The organism is Streptococcus suis (assembly GCF_002964575.1).
Taxonomy (GTDB): domain Bacteria; phylum Bacillota; class Bacilli; order Lactobacillales; family Streptococcaceae; genus Streptococcus; species Streptococcus suis_R.
This window is the reverse complement of record NZ_POQQ01000046.1, coordinates 14225-31222: the sequence shown is the minus strand read 5'-3', so window position 1 is coordinate 31222 and position 16998 is coordinate 14225. Positions and strand designations below refer to the sequence as shown.

Below are 16998 nucleotides of genomic sequence, written 5' to 3'. Positions count from 1 at the left end.
GGATGATAGGAATCCTATTCCCTTCTTCGTCTTTACCTCTTCGTCTTTACAAGAGTCTTTCCCTTACATCCTTTCGCACCAGCTTTTTAGCCACAAAAAAATCCGAATAACTCGGATTTTCCTTTATTTTTCAGATACTTGTTTTGCCAAGGCAAAGTTACCAAGAGTCGCTGAGCCATTTTCTGCAACAGCAGGCGTCACAATGTATTCTTTAACATCAGGTGTTGGAAGGTAATCGTTCATCAAACCAACGAATTTTTCACGCACACGGTTGAGCATGTGTTCTTGTGCCATAACGCCACCACCAAATACAATGACTTGAGGACGGTAGAGCAGAGTTGCCTGAACAGCTGCTTGGGCAATGTAATAGGCTTGAACATCCCAGACATCTGAGTTGAGTTCAATCAACTCACCACGAATACCTGTACGACCTTCAAGAGAAGGACCCGCTGCCAATCCTTCTAAACAACCATTATGGAATGGGCAAGTTCCATTAAACTCATGCTTGACATCATAAGGATGCAAAGCTACATAAGTATGACCTGCTTCTGTATGCCCCAAACCGCCGATAAATTCACCATTTTGGATAGCGCCAGCACCGATACCAGTACCGATAGTATAGTAAACCAGACTCTTAACACCCTTACGAACCAAGGTTTCTCCATAAGCTGATGAGTTCACATCAGTTGTAAAGTAGAATGGGATATTAAATTCCTTGGCGATCAAACCAAGCAAATCAATGTTTGACCAGTGTGGTTTTGGAGTTGATGTAATAAAACCATAAGTCTGTGAGTTTTGGTCAATATCAATTGGACCGAATGAACCAATGGCAATACCAGCCAAACGGTCTTCATAACGTTTGAAGAATTCTACTGTACGTTCAATGGTCTCATAAGGTGTTGTCGTTGGAAATTGTGTTTTTTCAATTACTTGAAAGTTCTCATCACCAACCGCACAAACAAATTTCGTACCGCCAGCTTCCAAGCTTCCGTAAAGTTTTGTCATCTGAATGTCTCCTATTTTTTATTTGTTCTATTATACCACAGAAAGAAACAGAAGAAAAAGGCTTACCGCCTTTTTCCTTTAAATTTCTAAATTATTTAGCAACTTTCAAGAAGTCTACACCATGAGTGATCGTTCCCTCAGCAAGTGGAGTTACTTCTGTGAAGTCTGCAGTGTTTGTCACGATGATCATGGTTGTATCATCAAGACCTGCTTCAGCAATCTTAGCTGCATCGAATTTAGCAAGTGGCGTACCAGCTTTTACCTTGTCGCCAGCTGCTACCAATTTCTCAAATCCATTACCGTTCATTGATACTGTATCAATACCGATATGGATCAAGATTTCAGCACCTGAAGCTGTTTTCAAGCCGTAAGCATGGCCTGTTTCAAAAGCAATGGTTACTTCTGCATCTGCTGGAGCGTAAACAACACCTTCAATTGGCTTAACTGCCAAACCTTTACCCATAGCTCCTGATGAGAAGACTGGGTCATTTACATTTTCAAGAGCAACAACATCACCTGAAAGTGGAGATACAAGAGTTTCTTCAGCTACAAGTCCTGTCTCTGCTTCTTCAAGCATTTTTGCTGTTTCTTGTGCTGAAGCGCTAGGCTTTTTTACGTCTTTTTCCTCATCTTCATAACCGAAGAAGTAAGTCAAAGCAAAACCAAGGGCAAATGATACAGCTACCATGAAGATGTATGGAAGAATCTGACCATTACCTGCATAAAGTGTCAAACCTGGGATGATGGTAACACCCATACCTGTGCCCGCAAGGCCAAGGATTGACGCAACTGCACCACCAATCGCACCAGCAATCAATGAAAGAAGGAATGGCTTACGGAAACGCAAGTTAACACCGAAGATAGCTGGCTCAGTAATACCGAGGAAGGCAGAAAGAGCTGCTGGGAAAGCAAGAGCTTTCAATTTAGGATTTTTAGTTTTCACACCAACCGCTACTGTAGCAGCACCTTGTGCTGTCATAGCTGCAGTGATGATAGCGTTGAATGGGTTAGCACCAGTGTTTGCTACCAATTGAGCTTCCAAGAAGTTGAAGATATGGTGAACACCTGATACCACGATAACTTGGTGAACACCACCGATAAGGAGACCACCAAGACCCATTGGCAAGTTCAAGATAGCTTGTGTACCAGCCAAGATGTAGTTTTCAACCACGTGGAAGACTGGACCAATGACAAATAAGCCAAGGATAGACATAACAAAGAGAGTTACGAATGGTGTTACCAAGAGGTCAAGAACTTCTGGAACAACCTTGCGGACAGCTTTTTCAAATTTAGCACCAATCAAACCGACGATGAAGGCTGGCAATACTGAACCTTGCAAACCTACAACTGGGATGAAACCGAAGAAGATAGTTGGTTTCACATCGCCACCTGATGCTACAACCCAAGCGTTTGGCAATTGACCCGCAATGAGCATCATACCAAGAACGATACCGATTGTTTGGTTTCCACCGAATACACGGAAGGTTGACCATACTACCAAGGCTGGCAATACGATGAATGCTGTATCTGTCAAGATTTGTGAGTAAACGTTCAAATCTTCTGGAAGAGTATAACCAAGAGCTCCAAGAAGACCACGAAGACCCATGAAAAGACCAGTCGCTACGATAGCAGGAATGATTGGAACGAATACGTCACCGAATGTACGGATTGCACGTTGGAATGCATTACCTTGTTTCGCAGCTTCCGCTTTTTGCTCACCAGTAGTCGCTGTTGGCAAACCAAGGGCAACGACTTCATCGTAGATTTTGTTTACTGTACCAGTACCAAAGATGATTTGGTATTGACCAGAGTTGAAGAAAGCACCTTGTACTTTTTCGATGTCTTCGACTCTATCCTTGTCGATTTTTCCTTCATCAACAACCATGACACGAAGGCGAGTCGCACAGTGGGCAACACTACGTACGTTCTCACGTCCGCCAAGGGCGTCAATGACTTTTTTTGCAATTTCTGTATTGTTCATCTTGCAAAAATCTCCTTATAAATATTATTTGTTTTTGAAAGTGTTTTCACGCTTTCGATGGTTTAATTATATCACTTTTACAAAATATGTCAAACGTTTTGCAGAATTTTTTAAAAAAATTCTTAAAATTATAGTAAAAGCTTGATTTTTAATAAGAAAACGTTTACTATAATAATTGAAATATTAGATAAAATTGGAGATAGTATGGCTTTTACTACTGAAGAACGTTACAGAGCTTACGCTGACTGGACACCTGAATACATTGAAAAAATCAAGAAAAACACTGAAAGTTCCCCTTGGAGAACCAACTTTCATATTGAAACTCCACACGGTCTGTTAAACGATCCAAATGGCTTTTCATATTTCAACGGAAAATGGACTCTCTTCTACCAGTATTTCCCATTTGGTGCTGCACACGGCTTAAAATCATGGGTACATACTGAATCAACGGACTTGGTGCACTTTGAAGAAACTGGTACGGTTATGTATCCCGATACACCACTTGATAGCCACGGGGCCTACTCTGGTTCTGCTATGGAATTTGGTGACAAACTCTTCCTCTTCTATACAGGAAATGTCCGCGATGAAAACTGGATCCGCCACCCTTACCAAATTGGTGCCTTGATGGACAAAGATGGCAAAATTGAAAAGATTGACAAAATCTTGATTGACCAACCCGAAGACACAACTGATCACTTCCGCGATCCGCAAATCTTCAACTACAAAGGCCAATATTATGCCATTGTCGGTGGACAAAACTTGGACAAGAAAGGGATTGTCAAACTTTATAAGGCTGAAAACAATGACTACCTCAACTGGACCTTGGTCGGCGATTTGGATTTTGCAAACGACTTAACTGCCTATATGATGGAATGTCCAAATATTGCATTCGTCGGTGAGCAACCAATCCTTCTCTACTGCCCACAAGGGTTGGACAAAGAAGTCTTGGACTACGGCAACATCTATCCAAATATGTACAAGATTGGTCAGAGCTTTGATCCTGAAACAGCAACTATTGTTGAACCAAGTGAATTGATCAACTTAGACTACGGATTTGAGTGCTACGCAACGCAAGCCTTCAACGCTCCAGATGGTCGCACCTTGTCAGTCAGCTGGTTGGCTCTTCCCGATGTGGAATACCCAACAGATGCTTATGATTACCAAGGCTGTTTGTCATTGGTTAAAGAATTATCTATCAAGGACGGTAAACTTTATCAGTACCCTGTGGAAGCCATTACCAGCCTTCGCCAAGAAGCTCAGCCATTTTCAAACCAAAGCGAAACCAACAATGTTTATGAATTGGAACTTGATTTTTCAGCAGATACTAAGCATGAAATCGTTCTATTCGCAAATAAAGACAATCAGGGTCTTGTCTTGACTGTCGATACAGAGAAGGGACAGATTACAGTGGACCGTGAACATTGTGGCCAGCCATTTGCTTTAGATTTCGGTACAAGCCGCTCATGTGCTATTGAGGCAGGTGCATTAACTGCCAATATCTTCATTGACAAATCAGTCTTTGAAATTTTCATCAATAAAGGAGAAAAGGTATTTTCTGGTCGTGTCTTCCCTCATGCAGATCAAAATGGTATCGCCATCACTGCTGGCAATCCGACTGGAACCTACTACCATTTAGATTATGGTCGCAAAACTAACTGATGTCGCCCAGCTTGCTGGAGTTAGCCCGACAACGGTTTCTCGTGTTATCAATAAAAAGGGCTACTTATCGGAAAAAACGGTCCGCAAAGTTGAAGAAGCCATGCGAGAACTAGGCTACAAACCTAATAACTTAGCGCGTAGTTTGCAAGGTAAGTCTGCCAAGCTAGTTGGTTTGATTTTCCCTAATATCAACAATATATTCTATGCCGAGTTAATTAGCCATTTGGAAAGCCAACTCTTCAACCGTGGTTACAAGACGATTATTTGCAATAGCCAGCATGAATCCGAAAAGGAAAGAGAATACTTGGAGATGTTGGCTGCCAACCAGGTGGATGGGATCATTTCAGGCAGTCATAACTTGGGGATCAAGGACTACGACCGTGTATCCGCACCGATCATTGCCTTTGACCGCAACCTGTCCCCTTCCATCCCAGTTGTATCTTCTGATAACCATGCCGGAGGTGTTCTGGCAGCCCGTACTCTTAAAAAATCAGGCTGCCAACGTCCGATTATGATTTCTGGTAATGACGATTCCAATTCACCGACTGGACTTCGTCAATTAGGCTTTCTTTCTATCCTACCAGATGCCATCGTTTATCACGTATCTAGTGACTTTACTCCTGTTCGCAAAGAAATGGAAATCCGTACCATCATCGAAAAACACCAGCCGGATGGGATTTTTGTATCCGGTGATGCGACAGCTATGTTGGTCTGGAATGTAGCACGTTCACTCAATCTCTCCATTCCTCGCGATATAAAGCTCATCGGCTATGATGGAACCCATTTTATTGAAAACTTCTATCCTCAACTAACGACTATCAAACAACCCTTAGATGACATTGCTAAACTTATGGTTGATTTATTGATTGATACAATCGAGGGTAAGGAATTGAGTAAGCATAACTACATCCTACCGGTATCCCTGTTAGCAGGGGCCAGCATTTAATTGTCATTCAAAACTGTACTTGATAGAAATCGGGTACGGTTTTTTATAGTCTTTTAGTTTACTTTTAGTACTCGCTTCAAAGGTTCGGGGAACCTTTGAAGGCTGGAGATTGGGCGAAGCAATTTCGCCTCAATAGCCGCAGGCATAACTAGAGTTAGGCAAGGCGAGTTAACGAAGTAATAAAAGAAAAACTAAATGACGATTGCCCAAAAACAAAAAGAAACCTGATTAGGCTTCTTCTTTCACAAATTGGCTCAAAACACCGTTAACGAACTTGGCTGAAGCTTCGTCTGAGAATTCTTTGGCTAGCTCGATAGCTTCATTGACAGCTACACGGTCTGGAGTTTCTTCGAAATGCAAGATTTCAAAAAGACCCAAACGCATGATGTTCTTATCAATCAAGGTTAAGCGGTCCAAGGTCCAGCCAGCTTTTAATCGGCTAGACAAGTCCTTGTCCAATTCCTCACGGTAATCTGCAACACCATTGACAAGATTGAGGAGGAAAAGTGGAATTTCAATGCCGTCTTGTTCCTCTTCTTGATCGTAAAGATAAGAGAATTGAGCTGCCTGAACAGGTTCTTGACCAAATTCTAGGGATACGATTGCCTGCAAAGCACACTTACGCAGGGCATGTCTATTATTCTTCATCGAGGAAATCCTCTCCGAATAAATCTTTCAAGGCTGGTTTAGGTGTTTTGTCAGGAACAATGCCATTGACATGGATATTGACAGCATTGACTTCAACTTCCGCATAGTTAAAGATAGCGGTTTTGACTGCACGTTGAATATCCATAGACACAGCTGGAACATTGACACCGTACTCTAGGTAAACATAGATGTCTGCTGTTACCTTACCTTCTTCATCCGTTTGAAGATAGACGCCTTTATTTAAGGATGTTTTTGACCAAGTATCTGCAACACGTTTGTTGTGGAGAGAATGTACTCCTTCTACTTTGGCTGCTGCAATACCTGTAATCACTTCAAGAACGCGTGGTGCAATAACAATTTCACCTTGGTATTCTGTTGTCATAAGCTCTCCTTTCTAGGAGGAAACGATTAAGCGCGTGATACGTAAGTTCCCTCAGCTGTGTTAATCACAAGTTTTTGACCTGCTTCGATAAAGTCTGGTACGTTAACTACCAAACCAGTTTCCATAGTAGCTGGTTTACCAGAACCAGTCACAGTAGCACCTTTGATAGATGGCTGGGTTTCTGCAACAACCAATTCAACAGTTGTTGGTACAGTCACACCGATTACTTCTGTTCCGTAGAACTGGATTTTCACATCTGAGTTTTCCAAGATGTAGAGCAATTCTTCTTTGATAGTCGCTACTGGAATTTCATACTGGTCGTATGTTTCAGTATTCATGAAGAAAGCTGTATCATCCATTTGGTAAAGATATTGTGCTGGAACAGTTTCGATGATGGCTTGTTCAAATTTTTCATCTGGACGGTACGTTGTATCGAAAGTAGAACCTGTACGCACATCACGCAATTTCATACGCATGATGGTGTTCCCCTTACCTGGCTTGTGGTGGCTAGCTTCCAAAACCTTAATCAATTTTCCTTCCGCTTCGAAGGTCATACCTGCTCTAAGTTTACTTGCTTCAATCATTGTATTGAATACCTCTTCAAAAATTTATTTATTCGTTTTATTTTACCACAAACTGACAAATTTCTCAAATAACAATCAATTCTTTTGGAGCCAAAGTCAAGACTTCACAACCGTTTTCCGTAATCAATAGGTCATCTTCGATACGGACTCCGTATTTGTCATCCAAATAGATACCAGGCTCATCCGTCAAGACCATTCCCGCCTTGATGGGCTCGTCAGATTTTCCAAAATAAGGATACTCATGAATGTCCAAGCCGATGCCATGACCGATGCCGTGGGTGAAGTTGGCACCATAACCTGCTGCATTTATGATTTCACGCGGAATTGCATCAAATTCACGGTAGGTCACACCCTCCTTGGCCTGCTCAATCAGGGCCTTATTGGCACGCAAGACCACATCGTAAATCTCCCGCTCTTGATCAGTAACATGGCCGATATGAATAGTCCGCGTCATATCGCTGACATAATGCTGGTAGTAACAACCAAAGTCCAAGGTCAAGCTTTCACCAGTTTGGATTAGCTTTTCTGAAGCTCTTCCGTGGGGCATGGCAGAGCGGTAACCAGACGCTACGATAAACTCAAATGATGCCCCTTCTGCACCGAGTTGACGCATGCGGTGATCCAGGAAATGATTGACGTCCATCTCAGTCGTCTGACCTGGTTTGATAAAGTCAAGAACATCAATAAAAGCCTGATCCGAAATCTGACATGCACGACGAATGGTCGCAATTTCTTTCTCATCCTTAATCATACGCAAGTCTTCGATAAAGTTGGACATAGCGACCAACTGATACCCCTCAAAAATGCTGGTCAGACTTTGATAGAAACCATAAGTTACCTCGCTATCAAAACCAATGGTTTCAAGTCCATCTTCCTTAATCACCTTAGCAATTTCTTCAAGAGCAAAACGGCTGTCAATAATATCAAAGCCCTGCACTGTCGCCTTGGCAATCAAAGTATAACGTGCATCCGTTACAAACAAACGACGCTTGCCACTGATAAAAACAGTCGCCTCTGTTCCCCAAAAACCTGTCAGGTAATAAATATTGTTCTGTCCTGTTACCAAAATCCCATCCACATCTGATTGAGCTAATTTTGCCTCAAATTTTTCCACACGCGCTTGCATAAGCCACCTCCAAAGATTTTGTAACTATTATAGCAGAAATGCGGGCAAATACCAATTTTTTCCAGCAGCAAAATAAAAAGTCGCCAGAGCGACTTTTTGAACAACTCAACCAGTTTCCTCTCATTTCCCTTTGAATTCACGAATTCGTTGTGGAATACTCTCTAGGAACTGATTCATTTTTTCTTGCCATTCCTTTTCAAGTGCTTTTCTTTCTTGAGAATTTAGGCTTGATAATGTGTCTTCATTTAAACCAATTTCACTTAAAACTGGACTGACATCAGAAATAACCTTTTTGTCCAAAAAGATTCTGCTCTCTTTAAATTCTAAATCAAGAGAAGCATGTAAAGGAACTTGGTCCCAAGGGATTTTAACCAGTGCAGGTTTTCCGAATAATTTTTTCTTAAAGGTGTATGCTGCTTCTTCCGTAAACAAGACAGTTATACCGAAAACACCTTTAAACATGGCAAAGATATGTTCATTCTGTAATTCAGGGTATTTTTTGTAACAATCCCAAAATTCGCTGGCTGAGTAATAGCTGGCAAATTCTGTCGGCAACAGAATTGTGTCTTGTTCTTTCAGATTCTTTTCTGTAATCAGCCATTCCAGATTGTTCTCAACCAGTGGTGTCCAAAAAACATAGTCTGAAAGCTGACTTAGATAATCATAACGATTGGTATCAATCAAATTTGTGTCTATGTATTTTTCATCAAAGTAAGCAATCAAGGCATTTGAAGGAGCATTCAAGCCTGGAATCTGCCCCTTATAATCAACAAGATTTTGTCTGGATTTGATATCTGTAAGAATTTCCTCGGGCAAGAAGTTTTCTAACAAGGCTGTCAAATGAGCCAAGTCGTGATTTGCCCAAAACGTCCCACAGGCAAATACATTGGTCGGTGCAATACAGAAGGAATAAATATCTATGATGTAATCTTCAACACTTTTAATGGTTTCTGAAGCTGGGATAAATTGAAGCAAGTTTCCAAGTACACAAGATGCTAGATACTGTTCCCAAGTTTGATAACCATTTCTGATACGTTCCGTTTGCTTAGTAAAGAGTTCCTCAAATTCTTCTTTAGAAATCAAGCGAGCTGCATAGGATTTCGTTAAGACATCAATAATACGGCAATCGTCAAAGCCTTGGATGTCTTGAGAACTCGTCAATTCATGTAAAGAAAGATAAAATTCTTTTACCTCTGGATTCTCTATTCCATTGAGAAATGAAGAAATATCTTCTAAAGCATGATAATCACCATTTTCAAGCTTGGCAATTTCTTCCTTCAAACTCGACTCATCCGTAATACCATAGTTTGTTTCCAACATGGTTCTCAGCATACTTCTTGTCGTAATGTTGACACCTGGCATGACGACACTCAGTAGTTCTTTTTCGATAAATTGTCTATTCACTACATTCGCAAAAACCGAGCTATATCGATATGGACTGCAGAGTAAAACGTATTCAGATTGCATGGACATCTCCTTATTGAAATCTTATTTTTTCTATTATACCGAATTTATGACATCTAAGCAATTGCAAGTAAAAAAAAGTATTTTCAAGAGTAAAAAAGAGCCGATGGCTCTTTTTTACTTGCTTATTTCAACTTCATTTTCAGATACTGGCCTGTATAGCTGGCTGGGTTATCCGCCACTTCTTCTGGCGTTCCTGTCGCGACAACGGTACCGCCACCGACACCGCCTTCTGGCCCCATGTCGATAATATGGTCAGCCGTCTTGATGACATCCAGATTGTGCTCGATGACAAGGACAGTGTTGCCGTCATCGACAAAGCGGGCCAAGACCTTGAGCAACTGGGCAATATCCTCAGTATGTAGGCCAGTCGTAGGCTCGTCCAAGATATACAAAGACTTACCAGTTGACCGCTTGTGGAGCTCAGATGCCAATTTCATCCGCTGGGCTTCCCCACCTGACAGGGTTGTCGCAGGTTGTCCCAAGGTCACATAGCCCAAGCCCACATCTTGAATGGTGCGGAGCTTCCGCTCAATTTTTGGAATGTGTTTGAAGAACTCGACCGCATCATTGACCGTCATATCAAGGACCTGAGCGATATTTTTCTCCTTGTAGTGTACTTCCAAGGTTTCAGAATTGTAGCGGTGCCCATGACAAACTTCACAAGGCACAAAGACATCTGGCAGGAAGTGCATTTCAATCTTGATAATCCCATCACCAGAACAAGCCTCACAACGACCACCTTTGACGTTAAAGGAGAAACGCCCCTTCTTATAGCCACGGATTTTGGCTTCATTTGTCTGGGCAAAGAGGTCACGAATATCGTCAAAGACACCTGTGTAGGTGGCTGGGTTGGAACGCGGTGTCCGTCCAATCGGGCTTTGGTCAATATCAATCAGACGGTCCAAGTGTTCAATTCCTGAAATGGACTTGAACTTGCCTGGCTTGTCCGAATTGCGATTGAGCTTCTGAGCAATGGCTTTTTTCAAAATGGAGTTGACCAGAGTTGACTTACCAGATCCAGACACCCCTGTCACCGCCACAAATTTTCCAAGTGGGAAACGGACCGTTACATCTTGCAGGTTATTTTCCTTAGCACCTGTTACCTCTAGGAAACGACCATTTCCGACACGGCGTTCGAGAGGAACAGGAATTTCACGTTTGCCAGACAGGTACTGACCTGTAATGGATTTCTTGTTTTGGGCTACTTGGGCAGGCGTTCCAGAAGCTACGATTTCTCCACCGAAGACACCCGCACCTGGACCGATGTCAATCAACCAGTCCGCCTCACGCATGGTGTCCTCGTCGTGCTCCACCACAATCAAGGTATTACCCAAATCACGCATCTTTTTCAGACTGGCAATCAGGCGGTCATTGTCCCGCTGGTGCAGACCAATCGACGGCTCATCCAAAATATAGAGAACACCAGATAAGTTAGAGCCAATCTGGGTTGCCAGACGAATTCGCTGGCTCTCACCACCCGAAAGGGTACCTGCTGCTCGTGAAAGGGTCAGGTAGTTAAGACCCACGTTATTAAGGAAGGATAGACGATCCTTGATTTCTTTGACAATAGGCGTTGCAATAGTTGCTTCATTTTCAGATAAGGTCAGATTTTCAATGACTTGCAAATGGTCCGCTACGGACAAGTCAGACAGCTGCCCGATATGAAGCCCCTTCTCACCCCCGACCTTGACAGACAGAGCTTGGTCATTGAGGCGGTAGCCGTGGCAGGTTCCACAGGTCAATTCATTCATATAGGCCTTCATGACTGTCCGTGTGTAATCACTATTGGTTTCACGATAGCGGCGGTTGATGTTGGTAATCAAACCTTCAAATGGAATGTCAATATCACGCACCCCACCGAACTCATTTTCATAGTGGAAATGGAATTCTTTCCCGTCAGAACCATTGAAAATCAGATTTTTCTCCTCTTCCGTCAATTCCTCGAAAGGCTTGTCCATGTCCACACCAAAATGATTCATAGCTTGCTCCAGCATCTGAGGATAGTAGTTGGAAGAGATTGGATTCCAAGGAGCCAAAGCTCCCTCACGCAAGGTCTTGCTGGCATCTGGGACAATCAAATCCGTATCCACTTCCAGCTTCATGCCCAAACCGTCACAGTCGCTACAAGACCCAAAAGGAGCATTGAAAGAGAAGAGGCGAGGCTCCAACTCAGGCACCGTAAAGCCACAAACTGGACAGGCGTAGTACTCAGAGAAAAGCAGTTCCTTCTCATCCATGGTATCGATGATGACATAGCCGTCCGCAATCCGCAGGGCCGCCTCAATGGAGTCAAAAAGCCGCGAACGAATGCCTTCTTTGATGACAATCCGATCGACCACGACTTCAATGTTGTGAGCCTTACTCTTGGACAACTCAGGCACTTCCGACACATCATAGACATCTCCATTGACACGGACCCGAACATAGCCGTCCTTCTGCACTTTCTCAAAAATGGTCTTGTGTTGCCCCTTTTTCTTTCGCACAATCGGAGCTAGGATCTGCAAACGTTGGCGTTCTGGCAATTCCAAGACCTCATCAACGATTTGTTCCACCGAAGAAGCCGCAATTGCACCATGACCATTGATACAGTAAGGCACACCGACCCGAGCATAAAGCAGGCGGAGATAGTCATTGATTTCCGTCGCCGTTCCAACCGTTGAACGTGGATTACGCGAAGTTGTTTTTTGGTCTATGGAAATAGCAGGGCTGAGCCCCTCTATGGAATCCACATCAGGCTTGTCCATGTTGCCTAAGAACTGACGAGCATAGGCCGATAGACTTTCCACATAACGACGTTGGCCTTCGGCATACAAGGTATCAAAAGCCAAACTCGACTTACCAGACCCCGACAAACCAGTCACCACCACCAACTTCTCACGTGGAATGGTCACATCAATATTTTTCAAATTATGGGCACGCGCCCCATGAATCACAATATTTTCTTGCATAATTTAAGATACAAAGGGCGTTGCAACAGTCTGGGAGACTGTTGCAATCGGGAAATAGGGAAAACGCAGTTTTCCTCATTACACCGACATCATTAGCCCGTGTTCATTTCCTTTCTAAAGATACAAAGCCCGAAAACGCAAGGTGAAAATAGACGGTAAGTCCGAAATCTTTGATTTCTTAGACACAAAAACTCTCATCCGTATACACGGAAATGACCATTTTTCACACAGTGGTTAAGGCGTATTCAATTCCTTTCTTAAGAGGCTCTAAGCTGTAACATGAGAGATAAGAAAAAGTCCGTACAACTTACTCAACTAAATGTCTCCATATTATAACACATTTCTGCATAAAACCTTTCCGAAATAGTACATTTTTTGGTATAATAGAGGTTGCGTCAACGCATCAATGTACAAAGGAGGGCATCATATGAAACAGATTTTTCTATCAACCATGACTGATTTAGAAGAAATCCAAACCTTTGAACCTGGGGCTTGGATCAATTTGGTCAACCCCTCCCAGAGCGAGTCCATGGAAGTGGCTGAACACTATAAGATTGATATAGCCGACCTACGAGCACCGCTCGATGCGGAAGAATCTTCTCGTATCACCGTCGAAGATGATTATACACTAATCTTGGTGGACGTTCCTATTCTTGAAGAGCGAAATAATAAGACCTACTATATCACCATTCCGCTTGGTATTGTCTTGACCGAAGATGCCATCATTACAACTTGCTTAGAGCCCTTACCACTCTTTGACCAGTTTATCCATCGGCGTTTGCGGAATTTCTTTACCTTCATGAAATCGCGCTTCGTTTTCCAAATCCTCTACCGTAATGCCCAACTCTATCTGTCTGCCCTACGGACCATTGACAGAAAGAGTGAGGAGATTGAGAAACAGCTCCACGAAGCAACTCGAAACGAAGAATTGATTGTCCTCATGGAATTGGAAAAAACCATCGTCTACTTCAAGGCCTCCCTCAAGACCAACGAACGCTTGGTCAAGAAACTAGCTTCTTCTTCTCGCCTCCTTCGAAAATACGAGGAAGATGAGGATTTGCTGGAAGACACCTTGGTCGAAACTCAACAGGCAATCGAGATGGCAGATATCTATGGTTCCATCCTGAATTCGATGACCCATGCCTTTGCCTCTATCATTTCCAACAACCAGAATACCATCATGAAAACCTTGGCCCTCATGACCATTGTCATGTCCATTCCAACCATGGTCTTCTCTGCCTATGGTATGAACTTTAAGGATAACATCATTCCCTTTAACGATATTCCCTACGCATTTTGGTGGATTATCCTCTTCGCCTTTGCCATCAGCTTATCATTAACCTTCTACTTCATTCGTAAGAGATGGTTCTAACATTAGGAGATTACAATGTCATTTACAGAATTTAAAGAATTAACCAAGAAAAACCAGGAATTCATCCACATCGCAACCAACCAGCTTATCAAAGATGGTAAGTCTGATAGTGAAATTAAAGAACTCTTGGAAGAAATCTTGCCGACTATTATCGAGAAACAAAAAACTGGCGTAACAGCTCGCAATCTCTATGGAGCACCAAGTGAGTGGGCAGCTAGCAAGAGCCTTTCTGAACAAGAGAAGAAAGACCAGGTAGAATATAACGAAAATCCTTGGTTGATGTGGCTGGATTCTAGCCTCTTCATGCTGGCTATCATCGCAGGTATCAATGGCTTGATGAACTTGTTAGGACAAGGTGCCCAGTATGGATTCTTTACCCTCTTAGTTATTGGTTTTGGTGTCGGAGCAGGTATGTACTTCATGTACCACTTCGTTTACAGAGAGCAAATCAAAACTGGCCAACGCCCTAAATTACTGAAAGCAGTCCTCTTCCTTGGTCTTGCTACACTGGCGTGGTCACTTGTCTTCCTCTTGGCAGCACTAATCCCTACTAGCCTAAACCCTGTCTTGCCTCCACTTGTTACCATCCTTATTGGAGCTGCAGCTTTCGGAGGTCGCTACTTCTTGAAGAAGAAATACAATATCCGCAATGCCATGTCACCAGTTCAATAATAAAACAAAGCGATTGGAATATTCCAGTCGCTTTTATCCATCTATACAGTCCAGCTATCAAGACACCTGGAAATGCTATTCATTGACATAAGCCTGTATAATCAGCTGAAACAGACTGGATAGATAATATTCTTCACTTGCTTATTTTCAAGTTCGTGAAAAAACAGTCCATACTGTTCTTGAGCTTTTCACATTTCCAGAGCGCAAGAAAAAATGGTCCACTCTCGCCGTTACGCCTTTCCAGTTTCTAGGGTGCAAGCTAAAAAGACCCGTCAGGGTCTTGATGCGCTCTCTCATTTTCATGTTCGTGAAAAAACAGTCCATTCAAGGACTTAATTCGCTTTCTTAATTTCGAGCTCATGAAAAAACAGTCCGTACTGTTATTGCGCTTTTCACATTTCCAGAACGCAAGAAAAAATGGTCCACTGGACCATTTTTTTAATCTTCGTTTACGAATGGTAGCAATGCCATTACGCGAGCACGTTTGATAGCTGTTGTTACTTTACGTTGGTTTTTAGCTGAAGTTCCAGTTACACGGCGTGGAAGGATTTTTCCACGTTCAGAAATGAAACGGCTAAGAAGCTCAGTATCTTTGTAATCAACATATTCAATTTTGTTAGCTGCGATATAGTCAACTTTTTTACGGCGTTTGAAACCGCCACGACGTTGTTGAGCCATGTGTGTTCTCCTTTATATTATTATTTTCAGACCTAGAATGGTAGGTCATCGTCTGATATATCCATTGGATTGCTTGCTCCAAATGGACTTTCTTCTCGAGCGAAGTTTGGTGTAGATTGTGCAGGTGCTTGATAAGGCGAGCTGTAATCATTCCCACCAGCAAACGAGTTGCCAGCCGAATAAGCACCACCTTGACCTTCACGGGCAGTACGGCTTTCCAAGAGTTGGAAACTATCTGCAAGCACCTCAGTCACGTAGACACGCTGTCCCTGCTGGTTATCATAGCTACGAGTCTGGATACGACCTGTAACACCAATCAGAGCACCTTTCTTAGCCCAATTCGCCAAATTCTCAGCTTGTTGACGCCAAATGACTACGTTGATAAAGTCCGTTTCACGCTCACCATTTTGATTTTTAAAATTGCGGTTAACCGCCAAAGTAAAAGTCGCAACAGCTTGGTTAGACGGAGTATAACGAAGTTCTGCATCACGGGTCATACGACCAACCAATACTACATTATTTATCATAAACTACCTTCTTACGCGTCAAGTTTGACAATCATGTGACGAAGAATGTCGCCGTTGATTTTTGACAAACGGTCAAACTCTTTAAGAGCTTCATCGTTGTTTGCTTCAACGTTAACGATGTGGTACAAACCTTCGCGGAAATCTTTGATTTCGTATGCAAGGCGACGTTTTTCCCATGCTTTTGATTCAACGATCGTTGCACCGTTGTCAGTCAAGATAGAGTCAAAGCGTGCTACCAAAGCGTTTTTAGCTTCTTCTTCAATGTTTGGACGAATAATATAAAGAATTTCGTATTTAGCCATTGATATGTTCCTCCTTTTGGTCTAATGACTCATGGTCTAGCCACGAGTAAGTGAGGGATACTCACAGAAAATAATTATACCATAATATAGAAAATGTGCAAGCGAAAACAGCTTACTGAAAACAATTTCACGATTTTCGTAATTTTCCGTGTAAGAAAAAACAGCATAAGAATCAGCTGTAGGACTCAAAATATTTCACTGGTATCTAATCATTTATTAAACTCAAAATAGCTTTAACTATAAGTCAGTAGGATTTATTCTATTCGTTTCCATAACCGCTTCGTATAACTGAACTGGATTTTCAAAGTATAGACTTTGACGTAAAAATGATACTTCTGGCAACTGCTTTCGGACAACCAGGAATTCATAGTCTCCCTGCAGAACCTCTTGCAAAAATTCTTGCCGTCTGACTAATTTTTTTCTCAAGTGATCCTGACCTTGTCGGACAACCTGTAATTGATATTCTATCAGATTCATACTTGTTTGTATCTGACAGTCCTCAAAAAGTCCTTTATTTCTGCCAAGGTCAAACCCAAAGATTTTAATTCCTTGATGGTACTGAGTTTTTCATATTGCTCTACATGGTAAAAACGAACCCCACTCTCATTTTGAGAATAGGGTTTTAGGAGACCAATACGATCATAGTGCCGCAGGGTTTCGGAAGTTACCCCGCTCTTTTTGCAAATTGATTGATTGGTAGT

The 16998-nt window shown here is 42.4% G+C and carries 17 protein-coding genes; 4 read left to right on the top strand and 13 right to left on the bottom strand.

All coding sequences use genetic code 11. The annotated features are described in order from the left end of the window. Positions 1-123: 123 nt before the first annotated feature. Together scrK and C1E58_RS05750 are read right to left on the bottom strand one after the other, a co-directional pair. Positions 124-1005: a fructokinase ScrK gene (gene scrK, locus C1E58_RS05755; RefSeq protein WP_105117116.1), complete on the bottom strand. Its 882-nt coding sequence runs from the start codon at positions 1003-1005 to the stop codon at positions 124-126. Positions 1006-1096: 91 nt separating this feature from the next. Next, complete coding sequence (locus C1E58_RS05750; protein WP_105209683.1) at positions 1097-2986, bottom strand: sucrose-specific PTS transporter subunit IIBC; 1890 nt, start codon at positions 2984-2986, stop codon at positions 1097-1099. A 204-nt stretch (positions 2987-3190) separates the two neighbouring features. On the opposite strand from C1E58_RS05750, the gene C1E58_RS05745 reads away from it, so the two are divergent. Continuing rightward, positions 3191-4645, top strand: coding sequence for a sucrose-6-phosphate hydrolase (locus tag C1E58_RS05745; RefSeq protein WP_105209682.1), 1455 nt, complete (start codon positions 3191-3193; stop codon positions 4643-4645). Beyond that, positions 4626-5591, top strand: coding sequence for a LacI family DNA-binding transcriptional regulator (locus C1E58_RS05740; protein ID WP_105113594.1), 966 nt, complete (start codon positions 4626-4628; stop codon positions 5589-5591). The genes C1E58_RS05745 and C1E58_RS05740 overlap by 20 nt, the downstream gene beginning before the upstream one ends. A 228-nt stretch (positions 5592-5819) precedes the next feature. Here the strand turns inward: C1E58_RS05740 and nusB are convergent, their stop codons facing one another. The 6 genes from nusB to uvrA all read right to left on the bottom strand — a co-directional run bounded on the left by nusB (position 5820) and on the right by uvrA (position 12746). Further along, positions 5820-6239, bottom strand: a complete 420-nt coding sequence (gene nusB, locus C1E58_RS05735; RefSeq protein ID WP_105113593.1) for a transcription antitermination factor NusB — start codon at positions 6237-6239, stop codon at positions 5820-5822. Beyond that, the gene (locus tag C1E58_RS05730) at positions 6229-6621 is read right to left on the bottom strand and encodes an Asp23/Gls24 family envelope stress response protein (protein WP_105117112.1); all 393 of its coding nucleotides are present in this window, start codon (positions 6619-6621) and stop codon (positions 6229-6231) included. The genes nusB and C1E58_RS05730 overlap by 11 nt, the downstream gene beginning before the upstream one ends. 26 nt (positions 6622-6647) lie before the next feature. Then, positions 6648-7205, bottom strand: coding sequence for an elongation factor P (efp, locus tag C1E58_RS05725; protein ID WP_029998462.1), 558 nt, complete (start codon positions 7203-7205; stop codon positions 6648-6650). 64 nt (positions 7206-7269) lie between these two features. After that, entirely contained in the window at positions 7270-8331 is a 1062-nt protein-coding gene (locus C1E58_RS05720) for a M24 family metallopeptidase (protein ID WP_105209681.1), read from the bottom strand. A 120-nt stretch (positions 8332-8451) separates the two neighbouring features. Then, positions 8452-9798: a DUF1266 domain-containing protein gene (locus C1E58_RS05715; protein WP_161951282.1), complete on the bottom strand. Its 1347-nt coding sequence runs from the start codon at positions 9796-9798 to the stop codon at positions 8452-8454. Between the two features lie 122 nt (positions 9799-9920). Beyond that, positions 9921-12746, bottom strand: a complete 2826-nt coding sequence (gene uvrA / locus C1E58_RS05710; protein WP_105209679.1) for an excinuclease ABC subunit UvrA — start codon at positions 12744-12746, stop codon at positions 9921-9923. Positions 12747-13173: 427 nt separating this feature from the next. Between uvrA and C1E58_RS05705 the strand changes: the two genes are divergently transcribed. Continuing rightward, positions 13174-14118, top strand: coding sequence for a magnesium transporter CorA family protein (locus tag C1E58_RS05705; protein WP_105118273.1), 945 nt, complete (start codon positions 13174-13176; stop codon positions 14116-14118). A 15-nt stretch (positions 14119-14133) separates the two neighbouring features. Beyond that, positions 14134-14790 (top strand): DUF1129 domain-containing protein, encoded by a 657-nt coding sequence (locus C1E58_RS05700; RefSeq protein ID WP_105113587.1) that lies wholly within the window; start codon positions 14134-14136, stop codon positions 14788-14790. A 438-nt stretch (positions 14791-15228) separates the two neighbouring features. Here C1E58_RS05700 and rpsR read toward each other — a convergent pair whose 3' ends face one another. The 5 genes from rpsR to C1E58_RS12610 form a co-directional block, all read right to left on the bottom strand. Next, complete coding sequence (gene rpsR, locus C1E58_RS05695; RefSeq protein ID WP_002939250.1) at positions 15229-15468, bottom strand: 30S ribosomal protein S18; 240 nt, start codon at positions 15466-15468, stop codon at positions 15229-15231. A 32-nt stretch (positions 15469-15500) separates the two neighbouring features. Then, positions 15501-15995: a single-stranded DNA-binding protein gene (locus tag C1E58_RS05690; RefSeq protein WP_105113586.1), complete on the bottom strand. Its 495-nt coding sequence runs from the start codon at positions 15993-15995 to the stop codon at positions 15501-15503. 11 nt (positions 15996-16006) lie between these two features. Further along, positions 16007-16297: a 30S ribosomal protein S6 gene (gene rpsF, locus C1E58_RS05685; RefSeq protein WP_002942403.1), complete on the bottom strand. Its 291-nt coding sequence runs from the start codon at positions 16295-16297 to the stop codon at positions 16007-16009. Positions 16298-16534: 237 nt separating this feature from the next. Beyond that, positions 16535-16774, bottom strand: a complete 240-nt coding sequence (locus C1E58_RS05680) for a hypothetical protein (protein WP_105113585.1) — start codon at positions 16772-16774, stop codon at positions 16535-16537. Continuing rightward, positions 16771-16983 carry a MerR family transcriptional regulator gene (locus tag C1E58_RS12610; RefSeq protein WP_105113649.1) on the bottom strand — a complete coding sequence of 71 codons (213 nt, stop codon included), beginning with the start codon at positions 16981-16983 and terminating at the stop codon, positions 16771-16773. Before C1E58_RS12610 ends, C1E58_RS05680 begins: the two co-directional genes overlap by 4 nt. Positions 16984-16998: the final 15 nt, after the last annotated feature.

Bases quoted from the DNA above. Each gene is read 5' to 3' on its own strand.
- scrK (WP_105117116.1), bottom strand. From the start codon at position 1,005: ATGACAAAACTTTACGGAAGCTTGGAAGCTGGCGGTACGAAATTTGTT.
- C1E58_RS05750 (WP_105209683.1), bottom strand. From the start codon at position 2,986: ATGAACAATACAGAAATTGCAAAAAAAGTCATTGACGCCCTTGGCGGA.
- C1E58_RS05745 (WP_105209682.1), top strand. From the start codon at position 3,191: ATGGCTTTTACTACTGAAGAACGTTACAGAGCTTACGCTGACTGGACA.
- C1E58_RS05740 (WP_105113594.1), top strand. From the start codon at position 4,626: ATGGTCGCAAAACTAACTGATGTCGCCCAGCTTGCTGGAGTTAGCCCG.
- nusB (WP_105113593.1), bottom strand. From the start codon at position 6,239: ATGAAGAATAATAGACATGCCCTGCGTAAGTGTGCTTTGCAGGCAATC.
- C1E58_RS05730 (WP_105117112.1), bottom strand. From the start codon at position 6,621: ATGACAACAGAATACCAAGGTGAAATTGTTATTGCACCACGCGTTCTT.
- efp (WP_029998462.1), bottom strand. From the start codon at position 7,205: ATGATTGAAGCAAGTAAACTTAGAGCAGGTATGACCTTCGAAGCGGAA.
- C1E58_RS05720 (WP_105209681.1), bottom strand. From the start codon at position 8,331: ATGCAAGCGCGTGTGGAAAAATTTGAGGCAAAATTAGCTCAATCAGAT.
- C1E58_RS05715 (WP_161951282.1), bottom strand. From the start codon at position 9,798: ATGCAATCTGAATACGTTTTACTCTGCAGTCCATATCGATATAGCTCG.
- uvrA (WP_105209679.1), bottom strand. From the start codon at position 12,746: ATGCAAGAAAATATTGTGATTCATGGGGCGCGTGCCCATAATTTGAAA.
- C1E58_RS05705 (WP_105118273.1), top strand. From the start codon at position 13,174: ATGAAACAGATTTTTCTATCAACCATGACTGATTTAGAAGAAATCCAA.
- C1E58_RS05700 (WP_105113587.1), top strand. From the start codon at position 14,134: ATGTCATTTACAGAATTTAAAGAATTAACCAAGAAAAACCAGGAATTC.
- rpsR (WP_002939250.1), bottom strand. From the start codon at position 15,468: ATGGCTCAACAACGTCGTGGCGGTTTCAAACGCCGTAAAAAAGTTGAC.
- C1E58_RS05690 (WP_105113586.1), bottom strand. From the start codon at position 15,995: ATGATAAATAATGTAGTATTGGTTGGTCGTATGACCCGTGATGCAGAA.
- rpsF (WP_002942403.1), bottom strand. From the start codon at position 16,297: ATGGCTAAATACGAAATTCTTTATATTATTCGTCCAAACATTGAAGAA.
- C1E58_RS05680 (WP_105113585.1), bottom strand. From the start codon at position 16,774: ATGAATCTGATAGAATATCAATTACAGGTTGTCCGACAAGGTCAGGAT.